General features: G+C 74.2%; 13 protein-coding genes and 3 tRNA genes. 13 read left to right on the forward strand and 3 right to left on the reverse strand.

Translation table 11 applies throughout. The features are described 5' to 3' along the window. Positions 1–58: 58 nt before the first annotated feature. A complete protein-coding gene (locus tag ACIGHB_RS10385) occupies positions 59–898 on the reverse strand; it encodes a glycerophosphodiester phosphodiesterase (protein WP_399911369.1) in 840 nt (279 codons plus the stop codon). Between the two features lie 186 nt (positions 899–1,084). Between ACIGHB_RS10385 and ACIGHB_RS10390 the strand changes: the two genes are divergently transcribed. The 11 genes from ACIGHB_RS10390 (at position 1,085) to ACIGHB_RS10440 (ending at position 12,757) form a co-directional block, all read left to right on the forward strand. After that, entirely contained in the window at positions 1,085–2,602 is a 1,518-nt protein-coding gene (locus ACIGHB_RS10390) for a S1C family serine protease (RefSeq protein ID WP_399911372.1), read from the forward strand. A 160-nt stretch (positions 2,603–2,762) separates the two neighbouring features. Further along, positions 2,763–2,847 (forward strand) — tRNA-Ser (locus tag ACIGHB_RS10395). Positions 2,848–3,353: 506 nt separating this feature from the next. Continuing rightward, positions 3,354–3,884 (forward strand): O-acetyl-ADP-ribose deacetylase, encoded by a 531-nt coding sequence (locus ACIGHB_RS10400; RefSeq protein ID WP_399911649.1) that lies wholly within the window; start codon positions 3,354–3,356, stop codon positions 3,882–3,884. A 444-nt stretch (positions 3,885–4,328) separates the two neighbouring features. Then, a complete protein-coding gene (locus ACIGHB_RS10405) occupies positions 4,329–4,634 on the forward strand; it encodes a hypothetical protein (RefSeq protein ID WP_360316376.1) in 306 nt (101 codons plus the stop codon). Between the two features lie 216 nt (positions 4,635–4,850). Continuing rightward, the gene (locus ACIGHB_RS10410; RefSeq protein WP_399911377.1) at positions 4,851–6,017 is read left to right on the forward strand and encodes an acyl-CoA dehydrogenase family protein; all 1,167 of its coding nucleotides are present in this window, start codon (positions 4,851–4,853) and stop codon (positions 6,015–6,017) included. After that, positions 6,014–7,177, forward strand: a complete 1,164-nt coding sequence (locus ACIGHB_RS10415) for a bifunctional MaoC family dehydratase N-terminal/OB-fold nucleic acid binding domain-containing protein (protein ID WP_399911381.1) — start codon at positions 6,014–6,016, stop codon at positions 7,175–7,177. The genes ACIGHB_RS10410 and ACIGHB_RS10415 overlap by 4 nt, the downstream gene beginning before the upstream one ends. A gap of 1 nt (position 7,178) precedes the next feature. After that, complete coding sequence (locus ACIGHB_RS10420) at positions 7,179–8,288, forward strand: acyl-CoA dehydrogenase family protein (RefSeq protein ID WP_399911384.1); 1,110 nt, start codon at positions 7,179–7,181, stop codon at positions 8,286–8,288. 80 nt (positions 8,289–8,368) lie between these two features. Continuing rightward, positions 8,369–8,767 carry a MaoC family dehydratase gene (locus ACIGHB_RS10425; RefSeq protein WP_399911652.1) on the forward strand — a complete coding sequence of 133 codons (399 nt, stop codon included), beginning with the start codon at positions 8,369–8,371 and terminating at the stop codon, positions 8,765–8,767. Further along, positions 8,764–9,930 (forward strand): lipid-transfer protein, encoded by a 1,167-nt coding sequence (locus ACIGHB_RS10430; RefSeq protein ID WP_360316387.1) that lies wholly within the window; start codon positions 8,764–8,766, stop codon positions 9,928–9,930. The genes ACIGHB_RS10425 and ACIGHB_RS10430 overlap by 4 nt, the downstream gene beginning before the upstream one ends. A 402-nt stretch (positions 9,931–10,332) precedes the next feature. Next, positions 10,333–10,944 (forward strand): SigE family RNA polymerase sigma factor, encoded by a 612-nt coding sequence (locus ACIGHB_RS10435; protein WP_360316389.1) that lies wholly within the window; start codon positions 10,333–10,335, stop codon positions 10,942–10,944. A gap of 160 nt (positions 10,945–11,104) precedes the next feature. Continuing rightward, complete coding sequence (locus tag ACIGHB_RS10440; RefSeq protein ID WP_360316392.1) at positions 11,105–12,757, forward strand: long-chain fatty acid--CoA ligase; 1,653 nt, start codon at positions 11,105–11,107, stop codon at positions 12,755–12,757. A 233-nt stretch (positions 12,758–12,990) separates the two neighbouring features. On the opposite strand, the gene ACIGHB_RS10445 is transcribed toward ACIGHB_RS10440, so the two are convergent. Both ACIGHB_RS10445 and ACIGHB_RS10450 read right to left on the reverse strand, forming a co-directional pair. Then, on the reverse strand, positions 12,991–17,043 hold the full coding sequence (locus tag ACIGHB_RS10445) for a PAS domain-containing protein (protein ID WP_399911388.1): 4,053 nt from the start codon (positions 17,041–17,043) through the stop codon (positions 12,991–12,993). Positions 17,044–17,193: 150 nt separating this feature from the next. Next, positions 17,194–17,691, reverse strand: coding sequence for an SSI family serine proteinase inhibitor (locus ACIGHB_RS10450; protein WP_399911391.1), 498 nt, complete (start codon positions 17,689–17,691; stop codon positions 17,194–17,196). 309 nt (positions 17,692–18,000) lie between these two features. On the opposite strand from ACIGHB_RS10450, the gene ACIGHB_RS10455 reads away from it, so the two are divergent. Beyond that, positions 18,001–18,091 (forward strand) — tRNA-Ser (locus ACIGHB_RS10455). Between the two features lie 336 nt (positions 18,092–18,427). After that, positions 18,428–18,500 (forward strand) — tRNA-Arg (locus tag ACIGHB_RS10460). The last annotated feature ends 81 nt before the right edge of the window (positions 18,501–18,581 follow it).

The following is an 18,581-nucleotide window of genomic DNA, read 5'->3' on the forward strand; positions in this document are numbered from 1 at the left end:
CCGAACGCGCCGGTGCACACCCCCGGAGCGGTCCCCGCCGGCCCGCGGGAGCCGTGACTCAGGCGCGCCCGAGGTGCGCGAGGACCTGCTTGGGACGGTTGGTGATGATCGCGTCGACGCCGAGCCGCAGGCAGAGTTCGACGTCCTCCGGGTCGTCCACGGTCCAGACGTGGACCTGGTGGCCGGCCTTCTGGAGGCGCAGGATGACGGCCGGATGGTGGCGGACGATCCGGATGGAGGGACCCGCCACGCGCGCGCCCGCGGGCAGGCGGCCGTCGCGCAGGCGGGGGGTGACGAACTGGGCGAGGGAGACGGTCGGGAGGGTGGGCGCGGCCGTGGCGATCCGCTGCAGGGAGCGGGCCGAGAAGCTCATGACCCGTACCGGGGACTCCTCGGGCGCCACGGGCGCGTGGAGGCCGAAACGCTTCAGGAGCGCGAGCAGCCGGTCCTCGACCTGACCGGCCCAGCGGGTCGGGTGCTTGGTCTCGATGGCGAGCTCGACCCGCCGCCCGGCGTCGGAGACGAGCTCCAGGAGCCGTTCCAGGGTCAGGACCGAGGTGTACTCGGGGTCTCCCCAGTCGGGGCTCTCGCCCGTGGCGCCCGCCTCCTGGTCCTCCTTGAACGCCTTCCAGGCGCCGAAGTCCAGGGCGGCGAGGTCGGCGAGTTCCAGCGTCGAGACGGCGCCGCGGCCGTTCGATGTACGGTCGACCCGTCGGTCGTGGACGCAGACGAGGTGTCCGTCGGCCGTGAGCCGTACGTCGCACTCCAGGGCGTCGGCGCCGTCCTCGATGGCCTTCACGTACGCGGCCAGGGTGTGTTCCGGCGCGTCCTCCGAAGCTCCTCGGTGGGCGACGACCTGGACGGGGCCGGGGTGCGGGTGCTGCCGTGCGTGGGTCACCGCGTCATGGTGCCATTGGCGGGGCGGCCCGGGCACGCGGAACCTGTCCGTTCTGCCCGGTTATAAAGAATGGGGTGCGGACGCACAGCTCCGTCTTACCGTGGCCTGACGTCACGTGGGAAAAGCTGGCTCCAGCACCCTGGAGCGACTGTCACCGTCCCCGCGCGTGAACGAGGAGAGCGAGCTGTGAGCACCGAGAACGAGGGCACCGAGGTTCCGGCGGACCCGACTGCCCCGTCCGCCCCCGCCACGCCTCCCGTGCCCGCCACCCCGCCGGCCGCGCCTCCGGCCGGGCACGCCCCCCAGCAGGCACCGGAACCGCAGCAGCCGCAGCAGCCCCCGCAGCCCGCCGCGGCGCCCGCGGCGGACGCGCCGACGCAGGTGCAGCCGACGGTCCCGCCTGTGCCTCCGACGCAGGTGCAGCCGACGGTCCCGCCCGTGCCTCCGACGCACGCCCCGGCGCACGCCCCCGCGCCCGAGCCCGCTGTGGCGGCGGCGGGCGGCGGTGCCTGGCCGCCGGCTCCGCCGGCCGTACCGGCCTGGGGCGAGCCCGTACCGGCGCCGCCCGCGGAGCAGGCCGCCCCGCGCAAGCGCTCGGGCGGTCTCGTCGCGGCGGTCCTGGTGGCGGCGCTCGTCGCCGGCGGCATCGGCGGCGGCATCGGTTACTGGGCCGCCCAGCGCGAGGACGACGGCCGGGGGTCGACGACGGTCTCCTCGGGCGAGGCCCCGGCCTCCTTCAAGAGAGAGGCGGGCACGGTCGCGGCGGTGGCCGCGAAGGCGCTGCCGAGCGTGGTCACCATCCAGGCGAAGTCCGACGACGCGCAGGGCGACGGCGGCACCGGCACCGGCTTCGTCTACGACCAGGAGGGCCACATCGTCACCAACAACCACGTGGTGGCGTCGGCGGCGGAGGGCGGCACCCTCTCCGCGACCTTCTCGGACGGCAGGACGTACGACGCGGAGGTCGTCGGCCGGGCCGAGGGCTACGACGTGGCCGTGCTCAAGCTGAAGGAGGCCCCGAAGGGGCTGAAGCCGCTGCCGCTCGGCGACTCGGACAAGGTGGCCGTCGGTGACTCGACGATCGCGATCGGCGCGCCCTTCGGCCTCTCCAACACGGTGACGACCGGCATCATCAGCGCGAAGAACCGCCCTGTGGCCTCGGGCGACGGCGGCGGCAGCAACTCGTACATGAGCGCCCTCCAGACGGACGCGTCGATCAACCCGGGCAACTCGGGCGGACCGCTGCTCGACGCGAGCGGCGCGGTGATCGGCATCAACTCCGCCATCCAGTCCACCGGCGGCGGTTTCGGCCAGACGCAGGCGGGCTCGATCGGCCTCGGCTTCGCGATCCCGGTCAACCAGGCGAAGGCGGTGGCCGAACAGCTGATCAAGACCGGCAAGCCGGTCTACCCGGTGATCGGCGCGACCGTGAACATGAACGACAAGGGCGACGGCGCCAGGATCGCCGAGCAGGGCGCGGGCGGCACGGACTCGGTGACCCCGAACGGCCCCGCGGCCAAGGCGGGCCTGCGGGCCGGTGATGTGATCACGGGCTTCGGCGACCACCCGATCGACAGCGGGCCGTCCCTCATCAGCGAGATCTGGACCCACAAGCCGGGCGACTCGGTCAAGATCACCTATGAGCGGGACGGCAAGCAGGCGACCACGACGGTCGTCCTCGGCGAGCGCACCGGCGACAGCTGACCCGGCGCGCGCACGCGCGCGTGGGCACGTGACCGCCCGTGAGCGGTCGCGTGCCCCACGCGCGTGGCACCGCGAGACCGCCGCCGGGGATTCCCCGGCGCCGCCCCCTCTCCCCACCCGGTACGCTGTAGCCCGCTCCGCCCAAGCGGTCGGGAGCGAGGGTGGGTTGCCCGAGCGGCCTAAGGGAACGGTCTTGAAAACCGTCGTGGCGCGAGTCACCGTGGGTTCAAATCCCACACCCACCGCGGGACGCGAGAGCCCCCGCCCGGCGAGACCGGGCGGGGGCTCTCGCCCGTCACGGTGCCGCCGGAGGCGGTGTGGCCGTCGGGGAGGGCGTGTGGCAGGGGAGCGGGCGGGGTTCGTCAGGTTCCAGGGGGTCGTGAGGCATCCGCGGGGGCACTTTCCCGGGGTCTTCGTCCTGGCCAACGAACTCGCGGCGCAGGGCAGGTTGACCGAGGAGCAGTACCGCTTCTGGCGGGCCGGCAACGACTGGTACGACGCGCACTATCCCAATCCGACGCACGTCGACCCCTCCGTGTACGACCCGGCTCTGCATCCCGGTGCGGTGGCCTGGTTCAAGGCGTCCGCCCGAGAGCTCATCGCGCGCGTGGACGGGTATCTGGAACTGCTCGCCGCCCATGGGGTCGAGTGTCGGCGGCTGGAGTCCTCGGATCCCGGGCGCATCCTCTACGAGGATGCGTATCAGGTGGTCGTGGCGGCCGCGGGGAACGGTGATCGGGAGGAGAGCGGCATGGTCAGGATCGTGCTTGTCCGGGGGGACATCACCGCCGAGACGGTGGACGCGGTGGTCAACGCGGCGAACTCCTCCCTGCTCGGCGGCGGCGGGGTCGACGGCGCCATCCACCGGAAGGGCGGCCCGGAGATCCTCGCCGCCTGCCAGGACCTGCGCCGTTCGCATTACGGCAAGGGGCTGCCGACCGGGCGGGCGGTCGCCACGACGGCCGGGCGGTTGGCGGCCCGGCACGTGATCCACACGGTGGGGCCGGTCTGGTCGGCGGACGAGGACCGCTCCGGACTGCTGGCCTCCTGCTACCGGGAGTCGCTCCAGGTCGCCGACGAGCTGGGGGACCGTACGGTCGCCTTCCCGGCGATCTCCACGGGCGTCTACGGCTGGCCGATCGACGACGGCGCGCGGATCGCGGTCGAGGCGGTCCGGCGGGCCGCGGCGGCGGGGACGGAGGTCGAGGAGGTGCGGTTCGTGCTCTTCGACGAGGTGGCGTACGCCGCGTTCGAGGCCGCGGTGGCGGGCTCCGGGGGTTAGGTCCACGGCCGGACGAGGTTCGGACGACGGTCGGTCGAGCCGGTCCAGGGACTCGAAGATCTTTTCTGCTGTTCTGTTCTCGTTCGGAGTGGGGCGGGGGGCCTGCGTCGTTTCCCGGTCCGGTTTGTCGGGGGTTCTGCCGTAACGCTTCCTCCCTTGCGGCGTAACGGGTTCGGGACTCCGCCGGCTGCCCCGGGCGCCGTGAGCTGCGGCTTTCTCGGCTACGAAGGGTTTATCGGCTTGTCCTCACGCTTGCGGGGGAATCAGCCGCTCCGGGGTGGTTCGCCGGGGATTCGGTGGGCAACTCTGGATTCGCGACGTCGAGCAGAAAACGACCGGGGCGGTAGGCCAACTTCCCAGGTCAGGGCCGGAGTTCACGGCCTTCCTTCAGAAAACGATCATTCCGTGCACAGCATTCTGGCTTCAGTTCCCGGAGGAACAGACATGGCAAGCATCCGTACCGCCCGCATCGTCGCCGCCGTCGCCGCCCTGCCGCTCGCCGCAGCCTTCTTCGGCGGAGTGGCGCAGGCCGACAACGGTGGCTTCGCGGACGACGGATCGAACACGAGCGTCGCCACCATCATCGGCAGCGGCGTGGGTGGCGACAACAACGGCAACTCGACCACCACGCAGCAGGTGGCGACCGGCTCCGGTGCCTCCAACCAGAACAACACGGCGAGCGTGAACGGCTCCGCCTTCACCCACATCGCCCAGTCGAACAACGTGGTCAACTTCCACCCGTGGTGGTGACGACCCCACGGGGCCGGCCCGAGGGGGCGTGACCGAGGTGTGAACGGCGGTCTGTGCGGCGGTACTTCGGTGCCGGCGCACAGGCCGCTTCGGCGTTCGCGCGGCACCTGCGGGCGAGGGCGTGAGGGGTCGCCGGGCGGGGTCCGTGTCCTTGACAGGACCACCTTATCTGACGGACAGTCAGAAACCTTCGTCGTCCCCCCGGGAGGCCGTCCCGTGCACCTCGCCCCGACCGAGCGGCAGCTCCGGCTGCGCGCCGAACTCCGCGCGTATTTCCGCGAGACGATGCCCGAAGGACCGCCGCCGGCGACCGACGGCGCCGCGCAGCGCCGACTTCTGCGGCGGATCGGCGCCGACGGCCTTCTGGGGCTCGGCTGGCCGGAGGAGTACGGCGGCCAGGGGCGCGGCCCCGACGAGCAGTTCGTCTTCTTCGACGAGGCGTACCGGGCCGGCGCCCCCGTCTCGATGGTCACCCTCAACACCGTCGGCCCGACCCTCATGCGGTACGGCACCGAGGAGCAGAAGTCCGCGTTCCTGCCCCGGATCCTGCGCGGCGAGTGCGTCTTCGCGATCGGCTACAGCGAGCCCGAGGCGGGTACGGACCTGGCCTCGCTCCGTACCCGTGCGGTGCGTGACGGCGATTCCTGGGTCGTCGACGGGCAGAAGATCTTCACCTCGAACGCGCAGAACGCCGACTGGATCTGGCTGGCCTGCCGCACCGACCCCGACGCGCCCCCGCACCGGGGCATCTCCATCCTCCTGGTGCCCACCGAGTCCCCGGGCTTCTCCTGGACGCCGATCGAGACCGTCGGCGGGCTCACCACGACGGCGACGTACTACGACGGCATCAGGGTCCCGGCCGCGAACCTGGTCGGCGAGGAGAACGGCGGCTGGGGCCTCATCACCAACCAGCTCAACCACGAACGCGTCGCGCTCGCCGCGATCGGGATGCAGGCGGAGGACTTCTTCGCCGCCGCGGTGGACCGCGCCCGTACACCCGATCCAGTGACGGGACGGCGTCGGATTGACGAGTCGTGGGTGCGGATCCGAGCGGCCGAGGCGCATGCCCGGCTGGCCGCGACACGCCTGCTCAACTGGCGTCTCGTGGGGGATGTGGGGGCCGGCCGGCTGACCCCGGGAGACGCCAGCGGCGTGAAGTTCGCGGGAACCGAATCGGCGGTGGAGGTGTATCGAATATGTCAGGAAATCACGGGTGACGCGGGGACGGTACGAGCGGGATCGCCGGGGGAGCGGGACGGCGGCGAGCTGGAGCGCATGAACCGCGCCGCCCAGATCAACACCTTCGGGGGAGGGGTGAGCGAGGTGCAGCGGGAGATCGTCGCGCAGGCACGGCTCGGCATGCGGGGGAGGGGACGGCGATGAGCGTGGAGCGGGGAGAGGCGCGGGAACGGCGGTACGAGGGAGCGGGCCGGGGCCGGGCGGAGGCGGGACAGGGCCGGCCGGACGAGGGACAGGGGTGGGCGAAAGAGGGGCAGGGGCGGGCGGACGGCGGCCGGGACCGGCTGTACGAGCGGCTGAAGGCGTTCGAGGGGCGGCCGGCGGCCGTAGGCGGGCGCGGCAAGGATCCGGTGAACCTGCCCATGATCCGGCACTGGTGCGAGGCCATGGGGGACACGAACCCGGCGTACCGGGGGCCCGACGCGGTGGCGCCGCCGACGATGCTCCAGGCGTGGACGATGGGCGGCCTCTCCGGGCACGAGGACCGCTCGGAGGGGTACGGGGAGCTGCTGGGCCTCCTCGACGGGGCGGGGTACACGTCGGTCGTGGCCACCGACTGCGAGCAGGAGTACCTGCGCCCGCTCCGGCCCGGGGACGAGGTGAGCTTCGACGCCGTCGTCGAGTCGGTCTCGCCGCGCAAGACGACCAAGCTCGGCACCGGCCACTTCGTGACCACGCGGATGGACGTGCGGGCGGGCGGGGAACTCGCCGGCACCCACCGCTTCCGGATCCTGAAGTACGCCCCGGCGCCGCGCCCGCCGAAGCCGCCGGAGCCGCCGGAGCCGCCGGAGTCCCCGAAGCTCTCGGAGCGGCCCCGGCGGCCGCGCCCGGTGGTCAACCGGGACAACGCCGGCTTCTGGGAGGGCGTCGCCGCCCACCGGCTCCTGATCCAGCGGTGCACCGCCTGCGGGACGCTCCGCTTCCCCTGGCTGCCGGGGTGCAACGACTGCGGGGCGCCGGAGTGGGAGACCGTCGAGGCGAGCGGCGACGGCACGGTCTTCTCGTACGTGGTCATGCACCATCCGCCCTTCCCCGCCTTCGATCCGCCCTACGCGGTCGGTCTGATCGAGCTGGCCGAGGGCGTCCGGATGATCAGCGACGTGGTGGGGGTGCCCTACGACAAGGTCCGGATCGGGATGCCGGTCCGGCTGGAGTTCCTGCGGGTCGACGAGGAGCTGGAGCTGCCCGTCTTCCGTGCCGTGGACGACGGGGAGGCCGGGGAGGCCGGGGAGGCCGGGGACCACGGGGGCCTGGGTGACGGGGATGACGGGGACGCCGGGGACGCCGGGGAAGGGGAGCGCTGACATGGACTTCACGCCCACCGAGGAGCAGGAGGCGGCGCGGGAGCTGGCCGCGCGGATCCTCGGCGACCTCTCCACCCACGAGCGCCTCGCCGCAGGCGGCGGTGCGACGGACGCCGAGCTGTGGAAGGCCCTGAGCGCGGCGGGACTGCCCGCCGCCGTCGAGGAGATCGGGCTGCTCGGGCTCGTCCTCCTCCTGGAGGAGCAGGGCCGGGTGACCGCTCAGGTGCCGCTCGCCGCGACCGGGGTGTACGGGATCCTCGCCGTCGCCCGGCACGGTACCGACGAGCAGCGCGCCCGCCTGCTGCCGGGCCTGCGCGACGGGACGACCGTGGCGACCGGGGCCTTCCCCGCGACGGGGGTGGTCACGGCGACCGGGGTGGTCACGGAGACGGGCGAGGACGCGGCGGCGGGCGAGGGCGCGGAGACGGGCGAGGGTGCGGCGCGGCGGGGGCGGCTGACCGGGACCGTCGCCTGGGTTCCGTGGCTGCGGGACGCCGCCTTCGTGCTCGTGCCGGACGCGGACCGGGCGCTGTGGCTGGTGCGGACCGAGTACGCCGGGGTGGAGGCCGTCGAGCTGACCGCGCCCTGGTCGGCCGGGCGGCTGGTGCTGGACGGGACGCCAGCCGAACGACTCGGGGGCGAGGCGGGGGAGTCCGCTCCGTACGAGGACGTGCTCGCCGCCGCCCGTACCGCTTTCGCCGGGCTCCAGGCGGGCGTCTGCGCGGGGTCGCTGGCCCGGGCCGTCGCGTACACCTCCGTACGGGAGCAGTTCGGGCGCCCGCTCGCCACCCGGCAGGCGGTGCAACTGCGGGCCGCCGACGCCCACATGGACACCGAGTCCATCCGGGTCACCGCCTACGAGGCGGCCTGGCGGTCCGACGCGGGTCTGGACTGCGCCGCAGCGGCGCTGACCGCCGCCTGGTGGGCGTCCGAGGCGGGGAAGCGGGTGGTGCACACCGGCCAGCATCTCCATGGCGGCATGGGCGCCGACCTCGAACATCCCGTCCACCGGCACTTCCTGTGGGGCCGGCAGCTCGACGCCTACCTCGGCGCCGGGACCGAACTGCTCGCCGAGCTCGGCGACCTGCTCGCGAAGGGGGACCCGTCGTGACGGCGGAGGGTCAGGACACCACGAGCGAGGGCGCCGTGCGGGCCGGGGACGAGGGCGCCGGGGGCGTGGGTGTCGGGGACGTGCGGGCCGGGGACGTGCTGGTGCCGCTGGAGATCCCGGTGACCCGCACCCTCGTCGTCGCCGGGGCCGTCGCCTCCCGCGACTACCAGGACGTGCACCACGACGCCGAGGCCGCCCGCGCGAAGGGCTCCCCGGACGTCTTCATGAACATCCTCACCACCAATGGTCTCGTCGGCCGCTACGTCACCGACCACTTCGGCCCGGGGGCGGTGCTCCGCAAGGTCGCCATCCGGCTCGGCGCCCCCAACTACCCGGGCGACACCATGGTGTTGACCGGCTCCGTCACGGAGGTGTCGGACGGTCCCGACGGGGCCGTCACCGCCCTCGTCCGCATCGCGGGGGCCAACAGTCTCGGCCGACACGTCACCGGCACGGTCACCGTGGAGGTGCCCCGATGAGCCTGCGCCACCCCGACCTGCTCGGCGGCCGGGCCGCCGTCGCCGGCATCGGCGCGACCGCGTTCTCCAAGGACTCCGGCCGCAGCGAACTCTCCCTCGCCGTCGAGGCGGTGCGCGCCGCCCTCGACGACGCCGGGCTCGCCCCCGGGGACGTGGACGGGCTCGTCACCTTCACCATGGACACCAACCCCGAGATCACCGTCGCCCAGGCGGCCGGCATCGGCGAACTCACCTTCTTCTCCCGCGTCCACTACGGCGGGGGCGCCGCCTGCGCCACCGTCCAGCAGGCCGCGCTGGCCGTCGCCGCCGGGGTCGCCGAGGTCGTCGTCTGCTACCGGGCCTTCAACGAGCGCTCCGGGCGCCGCTTCGGCTCCGGCGTGCAGCAGCGCGAGCCGTCCGCGGAAGGGGCCGCGCTCGGCTGGCAGCTGCCCTTCGGGCTGCTGACCCCCGCCTCCTGGGTCGCCATGGCCGCCCAGCGCTACCTGCACACCTACGGGCTCACCCCGGAGGTCTTCGGGCACGTCGCCGTGACCGACCGCCGGTACGCGGCGACCAACCCCGCCGCCTGGTTCCACGGCAAGCCGATCACCCTCGCCGACCACGCGGCCTCCCGCTGGATCGCGGAACCGCTGCGCCTCCTCGACTGCTGCCAGGAGACCGACGGAGGCCAGGCGATCGTCGTCACCACCCCGGAGCGGGCCCGCGACCTGCGGCATCCGCCGGCCGTCGTCCTCGCCGCCGCCCAGGGCGCGGGCCGGAAGCAGGAGGCGATGACCAGTTTCTACCGGGACGGGCTGACCGGGCTGCCCGAGATGAGCGTCGTGGCGCGGCAGCTCTGGCGCACCTCAGGACTCCGCCCGGCCGACATCGACGTGGGCATCCTGTACGACCACTTCACTCCCTTCGTGCTCATGCAGCTGGAGGAGTTCGGCTTCTGCGGGCCGGGGGAGGGCGGGGAGTTCGTCGCGGCGGAGGCGCTGCCGCTGAACACCCACGGAGGGCAGCTCGGCGAGGCGTACCTCCACGGCATGAACGGCATCGCGGAGGCGGTGCGGCAGCTGCGGGGCAGCTCGGTGAACCAGATACCCGGCGCGTCCCGCGTCCTGGTCACGGCCGGCACGGGCGTGCCGACCTCCGGCCTGGTCCTGGGCGCGGACGACTGACGGGGGCCGGGGCGGGGCGCGGACAGCTGACGGGCTGGGGCCGGGCGGAGCGGCGCGGACGACTGACGGGCCGGGGCGGGGGCGGCGCGCGGGCCCGCGCGGGAAGCAGGGGGGCGCGTGGCCGTGGTGCGGCGGGAGAGAAGCCGGGGCGGGTGGACGGCGGAGTGGGTGGACGGCGGGGCGCGGGGGCGTGGTGGGGCGGGAGACGAAGCTGGGGGGTACGCCGGGGTGCATGGGCGGGGATGTGGAGGGTGCGGTTCCTCGGGGGGACCCTGACCCGGGGGTGACGGCGGCTCCACCCAGAGGAGGTGGGGGCACCCCGGGGACTCCGACCTGAGGGGGAGCCGGGTTCGGGACCTGGGGCCGATCCGTCCGGTACCCCTCCGCTCCTAGCGTGGAGCCATGACTCCGCCACCCACTGGCCCCGTCTGCGCCGGCGCCTCGACGGTCGCCACCCGGACCGTACGGCGCACGGCCCCGCGCACCTCGCCGGGCCAGGGCCCGCGCCCGTTCGCGTACCCCTCGTTCTCCTCGTTCGTGAGGGCGCGGGGGCCGCTGCTGCTGCGTACCGCCCGCTCGCTGACCGCGAACCCGAGCGACGCCGAGGACCTGCTCCAGACCGCGCTCACCAAGACCTTCGTGGCCTGGGAGCGGATCGAGGACCACCGTGCCCTCGACGGGTACGTGCGCCGGGCGCTGGTGAACACCCGCACCTCGCAGTGGCGCAAGCGGAAGGTCGAGGAGTTCGTCTGCGACGAGCTGCCCGAGCCCGCCGGGCTGCCCGAGCCCGACCCGGCCGAGCGGCAGGTGCTGCACGACGCCATGTGGCGCGCCGTGATGAAGCTCCCGGAGCGGCAGCGGCAGATGGTCGTCCTGCGGTACTACGAGGACCTGAGCGAGGCCCAGACGGCCGAGGTGCTCGGGGTCTCCGTCGGCACGGTGAAGAGCGCGGTCTCGCGCGCGCTGGGCCGCCTCCGGGAGGACCCGGAGCTGACGGCGGGAGTCGCCGCCTGACCGGCGCGGCGGGGTGCCTCCGGGCTCGCCGTTGACATCCGCCAGTGATCGCTGGCAATTTCGGTACTCCCGGGTAGTGACATACCGCGCGGTATGTGCGCAGAATCTGCACATCCTTACTGCCACGTAGGCCACGTAGCGCCCACCGGGAGGACGCCCCGTGTACAGCACCATGCAGGACGTACAGCTCGTCATCAGCCGGATCCTCGAGCACGGCCGGCGGATCCACGGCGGGTCCACCGTCACGACCTGGACGGGGGAACCGGAGCCGCACCGCCGTACCTTCGCCGAGATCGGCGACCGGGCCGCGCAGCTCGCCAACGCCCTCCGCGACGAGCTGGGCGTCCAGCAGGGCGAGGCGACGGCGACGCTGATGTGGAACAACGCCGAGCACGTCGAGGCGTACTTCGCCCTGCCGTCCATGGGCGCCGTCCTGCACACCCTCAACCTGCGGCTTCCCCCCGAGCAGCTGGCGTTCATCGTCAACCACGCCGCCGACCGGGTCGTCCTGGTGAACGGTTCGCTGCTCCCGCTCCTCGCCCCGCTCCTGCCGCACCTGCCGACGGTCGAGCACGTCGTCGTCGCCGGTCCCGGCGACCGCTCCCTCCTGGACGGCGCCGCCCCGCGCGTCCACGAGTACGAGGAGCTGATCGCCGGCCGTCCGACCACGTACGACTGGCCCGCGCTGGACGAGCGTGCCGCCGCCGCCATGTGCTACACCTCCGGCACCACCGGCGACCCGAAGGGCGTCGTCTACTCCCACCGGTCCATCTACCTGCACTCCATGCAGGTGAACATGGCCGAGTCGATGGGCCTCACCGACCGCGACACGACCCTCGTCGTCGTCCCGCAGTTCCACGTCAACGCCTGGGGTCTGCCGCACGCCACCTTCATGACCGGCATCAACATGCTCATGCCGGACCGCTTCCTCCAGCCGGCCCCGCTCGCCGAGATGATCGAGCGCGAGAAGCCGACCCACGCCGCCGCCGTCCCCACCATCTGGCAGGGCCTGCTCGCCGAGGTCACCGCCAACCCGCGTGACCTCACCTCCATGCGGCAGGTCACCATCGGCGGCGCCGCCTGCCCGCCCTCGCTCATGGAGGCGTACGACCGGCTCGGCGTCCGCCTCTGCCAGGCGTGGGGCATGACGGAGACCTCGCCGCTCGGCACGATGGCGCACCCGCCGTCCGGGCTGACGGCGGAGGAGGAGTGGCCGTACCGCGTCACGCAGGGCCGTTTCCCGGCCGGCGTCGAGGGCCGGCTCGTCGGCCCCGGCGGCGAGCACCTGCCCTGGGACGGCGAGTCCGCCGGTGAGCTGGAGGTCCGCGGCAGCTGGATCGCCGGCGCGTACTTCGGCGGCATCGGCGCGGACCCGCTCCGCCCCGAGGACAAGTTCAGCGAGGACGGCTGGCTGAAGACCGGCGACGTCGGCGTGATCAGCCCCGACGGCTTCCTCACCCTCACCGACCGGGCCAAGGACGTCATCAAGTCCGGCGGCGAGTGGATCTCCAGCGTCGAGCTCGAGAACGCGATCATGGCCCACCCGGCCGTCGCCGAGGCCGCCGTCGTCGCCGTCCCGGACGAGAAGTGGGGCGAGCGCCCGCTCGCGACCGTCGTCCTCAAGGAGGGCGCGGAGGCCGACTACACGACCCTGCGGGACTTCCTCGCCGAGGAGGGCGGCATCGCCAAGTGGCAGCTGCCGGAGCGCTGGGCGATCGTGCCGGCGGTCCCGAAGACCAGCGTCGGCAAGTTCGACAAGAAGGTGATCCGCAGGCAGTACGCGGAGGGCGGGCTGGACGTCACCCAGCTCTGACGTCACCCAGCTCTGACGTCACCCAGCTCTGACGTCAGCGTGACTCCGACGGCAGCGTGACTCCGACGGCAGTGCGACTCTGACGTCAGCGCGACACTGACGTCAGCGCGACTCTGACGTCAGCGCGACTCTGACGTCCGTACGGCTCTGACGTCCGTACGACGTCGAGACCTGATACGACGACGGGGGAGGGCTCGGTGCCCTCCCCCGTCGTCGTACCGGCGTGTGCGTGCTCAGTTGGTGCCGATCTTCGCCAGCAGGTCGACGATCCGGGCCTGCACCTCGGCGCTGTTGGAGCGCTCGGCCAGGAAGAGGACCGTCTCGCCGGACGACAGCTCCGGCAGCCGCTCCTCGTCGAGGTCGGCCGAGGTGTAGACGACCAGCGGGGTGCGGTTGAGCTGCCCGTTCGCCCGCAGCCAGTCGATGATCCCGGCCCGCCGGCGGCGGACCTGCATGAGGTCCATGACCACCAGGTTCGGCCGGATCTCGCCGGCCAGCGCGACCGCCTCGGTGTCCGTGGCCGCCCGCACGACCTGCATCCCGCGCCGCTCCAGGGTGGCGGCGAGGGCGGCGGCGATGTGCTCGTTCTCCTCGATGACCAGCACCCGCGAGGGGTGCTGCTCGCTGTCGCGCGGCGCGAGCGCCTTCAGCAGGACGGCGGGATCGGCGCCGTACGCCTCCTCCCGGCCCGCCTGCCCGAGTCCGGCCGCGAGCAGCACCGGAACCTCTGCGGCGACGGCCGCCTGGCGCAGCGACTGGAGCGCGGTCCGGGTGATGGGCCCGGTCAGCGGGTCGACGAACAGCGCGGCCGGGAAGGCGGCGATCTGCGCGTCCACCTCCTCGCGGGAGTGCACGATCACCGGCCGGTAGCCGCGGTCGCTCAGCGCCTGCTGGGTGGCGACGTCCGGCGCGGGCCAGACGAGCAGCCGGCGCGGGTTGTCGAGCGGCTCCGGGGGCAGTTCGTCGTCGACGGGGAGCGGGGTGGGCCGGTTGACGACCTCGACCGCGCCGCCGGGACCGTCGAGCGGCTCGGGCCCCTCGGCCGACCCCTCGGCGGGTGCCCCTATCGCGTACGCCCGCCCGCGCCCCTCGGACCCGGCGCCGGGCGCCGCAGGCCCGGGCATAGGCACGGACGGGGACGCCGGTACGGGAGTGGCGGCGGGCGCGGCCGGAGCCGGGGCCGGCGGGTCGACCTCCGGCGGCGTCGCGAGCTTGCGGCGTCGGCCCGAACCGCTGGACGGCGCGGCGACGGGAGTCCCGGCCTGCGCCGGCGGCGCGAAGGGCACCCCCTGGCCGAGCGTCCGCACGCTGAACGCCCGCCCTTGCGTGGAGTCCTTCGGCACCGGAGCCGGAGCCGGCGCGGGAGCGGGAACAGGGGCCGGGGCCGGGGTCGGAGTGGGCATCGGCAGCTCGGGCGGGAGCGGTACGGAGCCCGTGCCCGTGCCCTGCGCGGGCGTGTCCGTCGGCGCGCCGGGCACCGAGGGCGACGGCACCGGGGGCACGGGCGGTACGGGCGGTACGACCCCAGGGGCGGCGACCGGCGCGAGACCGGTGGCCGGGACGGGGGAGGCCGGGATCGGGGCAGGCGGGATCGGGGTGGCTGGCGCGGGAGCCGCGGGTGCGGCCGGAAGCGGATGCGGCTGCGGCGGGGTGTGACCGGTGCCCGCGGCGGCGTCGCGTACCGCCGCGTGCCCGCCCTCGTTCCGTACGGCCTCCGGCTCCTGCTCCGGCTCGTCGCGGTCGGCGTCGGCGGGCGGCAGCGCGAACGGCGTGCGCGGTCCGGCCTCAGCCGCCGCGGCCCGCTCCTGCGCGGCGGCCAGCGCCCGGCGCCTGCGCCCGGTCGGCCGTTCGGCGTCGGGCGCGCCGTGCACGGCGACCGTCCCCTGCGGCGCGGCCGGCAGGGCCGGCACCGGCGCGCCGGCCGGCTCGACGGCGACGCCCTGCGGCGGCACGGCGGTACCGAGCGCGGGTCGCTCCTGCGCGCCCTCGGCGGCGGTCACCACGGCGCCCTCCGCGGGGCGGCCCCGGCGGCGGCCGGTCGGCTCGACGCCGGCGGACTGCTGGGCGGGGATCAGTTCGGCGGGCCCGGCGGGCTCCTCCGTACGGGCGCGGCGGCGTCCGCCACCGGCGGCGGGCACGGCCCCCGCTCCGGCACCGGCCTCCGGGGAGACCGGACTCTCCAGGAAGGCGTCGGTGGACCCACGGCGGGCCCGGCGCCGCCCGGAACCACCCGAGGCCCCGCCGTCCGAGCCCCCGCCGTCCACGGAACCGGACGCCTGCGCGGGTCCGGACACCTGCGCGGGACCGGATGCCTGAGCGGACCGGGGAGTCTGCGCGGACCCGGGAGTGTGCGCGGAACCGGAAGTCTGCGCGGAACCGGACGCCTGAGCGGGCAGCGCGGGTACATCGCCCGCCTCGCCCCTCCCGCTCGCCTCGCCCTTCCCGCTCGGCCGGCCCAGCCCGCCCGGGGCGGTGCCCGCAGCACCCACAGCACCCAGAGGCACCGGCGTACCCGGCGTACCCGGAGGCACTGGCGCACCCGGAGGCACCGGCGCACCCGGAGGCACCGGCGTACCCGGAGGCACCAGCGCACCCGGAGGCACCGGCGTACCCGGCGCACCCGGAGGCACCGGCGCACCCGGAGTCCCCGGCGCCTTCGAGGACTCCAGCGCCCTCGCGCCCCGCGCGTCCCCCGGTCGGTCGGCCGTGGGCTTCGGTTCCGCGGCGGGAACGGTTCCCCGTCCCGCGCCGATCGGCACCTCCAGGACGTACGCGCCGCCGCTCGTCCCCGGCACCTCGTGGGTCTGCACGACACCGCCGTGCGCCGCCACGATGCCGCGCACGATGGGGCCGTGGACCGGGTCGCCGCCCGCGTACGGACCGCGGACCTCGATGCGGACGACCTCGCCGCGCTGCGCCGCCGCGACCACGATCGTCGAGTCGGCGGAGGTGCCCTGCGCCGAGGCGCGGGTCTTTCCGGTGGCGTCCACCCCGGCCACGTCGGCGACGAGGTGGGCGAGCGCGGTCGTCAGCCGGGCGGCGTCGACCTCGGCCTCGATCGGCGGCGCGTGCACCGCGAACTGCGCGCGGCCCGGCCCGATCAGCTCCACGGCCGCGTCGATGCCGCCGGTCACGATCCCGTCGAGCAGCGCGACCTTCCGGTCCAGCTCCTCCTCGCCGGCGTCCAGGCGCTGGTAGCCGAGGACGTTGTCGACGAGGGAGGTCATCCGGGCGTACCCGGCGACCAGGTGGTGCAGCACCCGGTTGGCCTCGGGCCACAGCTGCACGCCGTCGTCGGCGGCCAGCGAACCCAGCGCGCCGCGCAGTTCCTCCAGGGGCCCGCGCAGCGACTCGGCCAGCACGGCGGTCAGCTGGGCGTGCCGGGCGGCGAGGGCCGCGTACCTCTCCGCCTGCTCCTCGCGCTCGGCCGCGTGCCGCTCGGCCCGGTCGGCGAGCTCGACGGCGTGCTTCTCGACCAGTTCCTCGTACGGCCTGCGGTCGGTGAAGGTCATCACGGCGCCGACGAGCTGGTCGCCGTCCCGCACCGGAGCGGTCGTCAGGTCGACCGGCACCCGGGCGCCGGCCTTCGACCACAGCACCTGGCCGCGGACCCGGTGCTTGCGGCCGGACTTGAGCGTGTCGGCGAGCGGGGACTCCTCGTACGGGAACGGGGTGCCGTCGGCGCGCTTGGGGAGGATCAGCGGATGCAGCTCGGCACCGCCCAGCTCGCCGGCCCGGTAGCCGAGGATCTGCGCGAAGGCCGGGTTCACGAGGACGACCCGGCCGTCGGTGTCCGTGCCGACGACGCCTTCGGCGGCGGCCCGCAGGATCATCTCGGTCTGCCGCTGCGAGCGGGCCAGCTCGGCCTCGGTGTCGAGGGTGCCGGTCAGGTCGCGGACGACGAGCATCAGCAGCTCGTCGCCGGTGTACGAGCTGTACGAGTCGTACGCCTCGCGCCCGTCCTCCAGGCTGGCGCTCGTCACCTCCACCGGGAACTCGCCGCCGTCCGTGCGGCGGGCGATCATCCGGGTCGGTGTGGTCCGGCCGCGCTCGTCGGCCGGATCGGGGCGGCGCATCGAGCCGGGGATCAGGCGCGAGTCGAAGGTCGGCAGCAGATCGAGCAGCCCGCGCCCGACGAGCGCGGTGCCCGGGGTCTCGAACATGCCGAGGGCGATGGTGTTGGCGTTGACGACCGTGCCGTTGCAGTTGACGAGCACGAGACCGTCGGGGAGGGCGTCGAGTATGGCTGCGAGGCGAGCAGCGCCTCGGGATGGCCTGCTGCTCACGACGACGTTTCCTCCCTGACGCCTGCAATTGCCTGCGAGCCGTGCCCGCGGTGTTCGCCGTCCGGCATGTGCCATGACGGCGGGCCGGCCCCATCTTGCCCCTCAGGCGGCGGCCCTGTCACTGAGGGAGTCTAACGACACCCCCGATCGTCAGCCCCGAACGCTCGGAAGGAGCGGTTCCACGTTCTCCCAGCGGTCGATCTCGCAGCCGTTCGCCCGGGAGAAACGGGCGTCGATCGGCCGCCCCTGCCACGTGCCCGTGACATGGGCGGTCACCGGCCCGCCGTACACCTGCGCGCACATCCGGTCCGAGGGCACCGGTGCGAAGGGGTTCTCCCCGGCGCGCGCCAAGCCTTCCAGGCGCTCACAGGCCCGCTCCGCCGCCGGGTGGTCGCCGCCGGCCCGGCCGTCGCAGGTCAGCTTCCAGCTCCCCTCGGCGTCCGGGTTCCCGCTTCCGGTGACGGCCACCGTCAGCGAGTCGGGCGCCGGCTCCGGCTCCGGCGCCGGCTCGGGCGCGGTCCCGGCCTGCGAGAGCAGCGGCAGCGGCGGAAGCGGTACGGCGGAGGCGGCGCCCGCGGAGGCGCCGGCGAGACCGGCGGCGAGGGCGGTGACGAGAGCGGTCGCGAGGGCGGGACGGCGCAGCAGCATGGAGCGACTCCGGATGCGTGGGGGAGCGGGAGCGGGAGCGGAAGCGGCGGGGCGCGCCGGGCACGACCGGCGCGCCCCCCTCCTTTAACGCTCGGGCCGCCGGGGCGTTGCGCAACCGGGGTGCGCCGGGCGGGGCAGACGGGCGGGGCAGACCTGCGGGGCAGGAGGGCGGGGCAGGAGGGCGGGGAGGGACGCGCCGGGGGCTTTGCCCTGGGCCCCGCCCGCCTAGTACGGTGAAAGCGATTGGTGACACGAGGTTCGCCTGTGTCATCATCTGCACGCACCTTCCGCGCATGCGCGGGGGTGCGAGGAGGCGTCGCCTAGTCCGGTCTATGGCGCCGCACTGCTAATGCGGTTTGGGCTTTATCGCCCATCGAGGGTTCAAATCCCTCCGCCTCCGCCCTCTCGGAAGCCCCGGCCCCACGGCCGGGGCTTCCGCCGTTTTCCACCCGCGCCCCGCTCCGTGGCCCACCCTGTGGCCCACCCCGCGTCCCGCTCCGCGCCCCGCTTCGCGCCCCGTGTGTGACCCCGGTCTCTTTCCGCCCTCGCGGAGCCGTTTCCGCCCCCGGAACCCCCGGGTCCACCCCGTCGCGCGCATGCCCCCGTGAGCGCGTTTTCGCAGGTCAGAAGGGGTGGGGCAATCGGATTTCACATGACGGCGGCAGTCATGTAATGTTCTTCCTGTCGCCGCGAGCGGGCCGAAAGGCCGGGGAGCGGAGGCAAGAAAAAAGAACAAGCACTCGTAGCTTAACGGATAGAGCATCTGACTACGGATCAGAAGGTTGCAGGTTCGAATCCTGCCGAGTGCACACAGATGAGAGGCCCCGGACTTCGGTCCGGGGCCTCTTGCGTTGGGGTTGTACAGCAGCGAAGTACAGCAACCGCGCCGA

It is taken from the genome of Streptomyces sp. NPDC085460, from assembly GCF_044541975.1.
Lineage (GTDB): Bacteria > Actinomycetota > Actinomycetes > Streptomycetales > Streptomycetaceae > Streptomyces.

Excerpts from the sequence above, each read along its gene's own strand:
- ACIGHB_RS10435 (WP_360316389.1), top strand. The coding sequence starts at position 10,333 with ATGACTCCGCCACCCACTGGCCCCGTCTGCGCCGGCGCCTCGACGGTC.
- ACIGHB_RS10400 (WP_399911649.1), top strand. The coding sequence starts at position 3,354 with ATGGTCAGGATCGTGCTTGTCCGGGGGGACATCACCGCCGAGACGGTG.
- ACIGHB_RS10450 (WP_399911391.1), bottom strand. The coding sequence starts at position 17,691 with ATGCTGCTGCGCCGTCCCGCCCTCGCGACCGCTCTCGTCACCGCCCTC.
- ACIGHB_RS10420 (WP_399911384.1), top strand. The coding sequence starts at position 7,179 with ATGGACTTCACGCCCACCGAGGAGCAGGAGGCGGCGCGGGAGCTGGCC.
- ACIGHB_RS10415 (WP_399911381.1), top strand. The coding sequence starts at position 6,014 with ATGAGCGTGGAGCGGGGAGAGGCGCGGGAACGGCGGTACGAGGGAGCG.
- ACIGHB_RS10430 (WP_360316387.1), top strand. The coding sequence starts at position 8,764 with ATGAGCCTGCGCCACCCCGACCTGCTCGGCGGCCGGGCCGCCGTCGCC.
- ACIGHB_RS10405 (WP_360316376.1), top strand. The coding sequence starts at position 4,329 with ATGGCAAGCATCCGTACCGCCCGCATCGTCGCCGCCGTCGCCGCCCTG.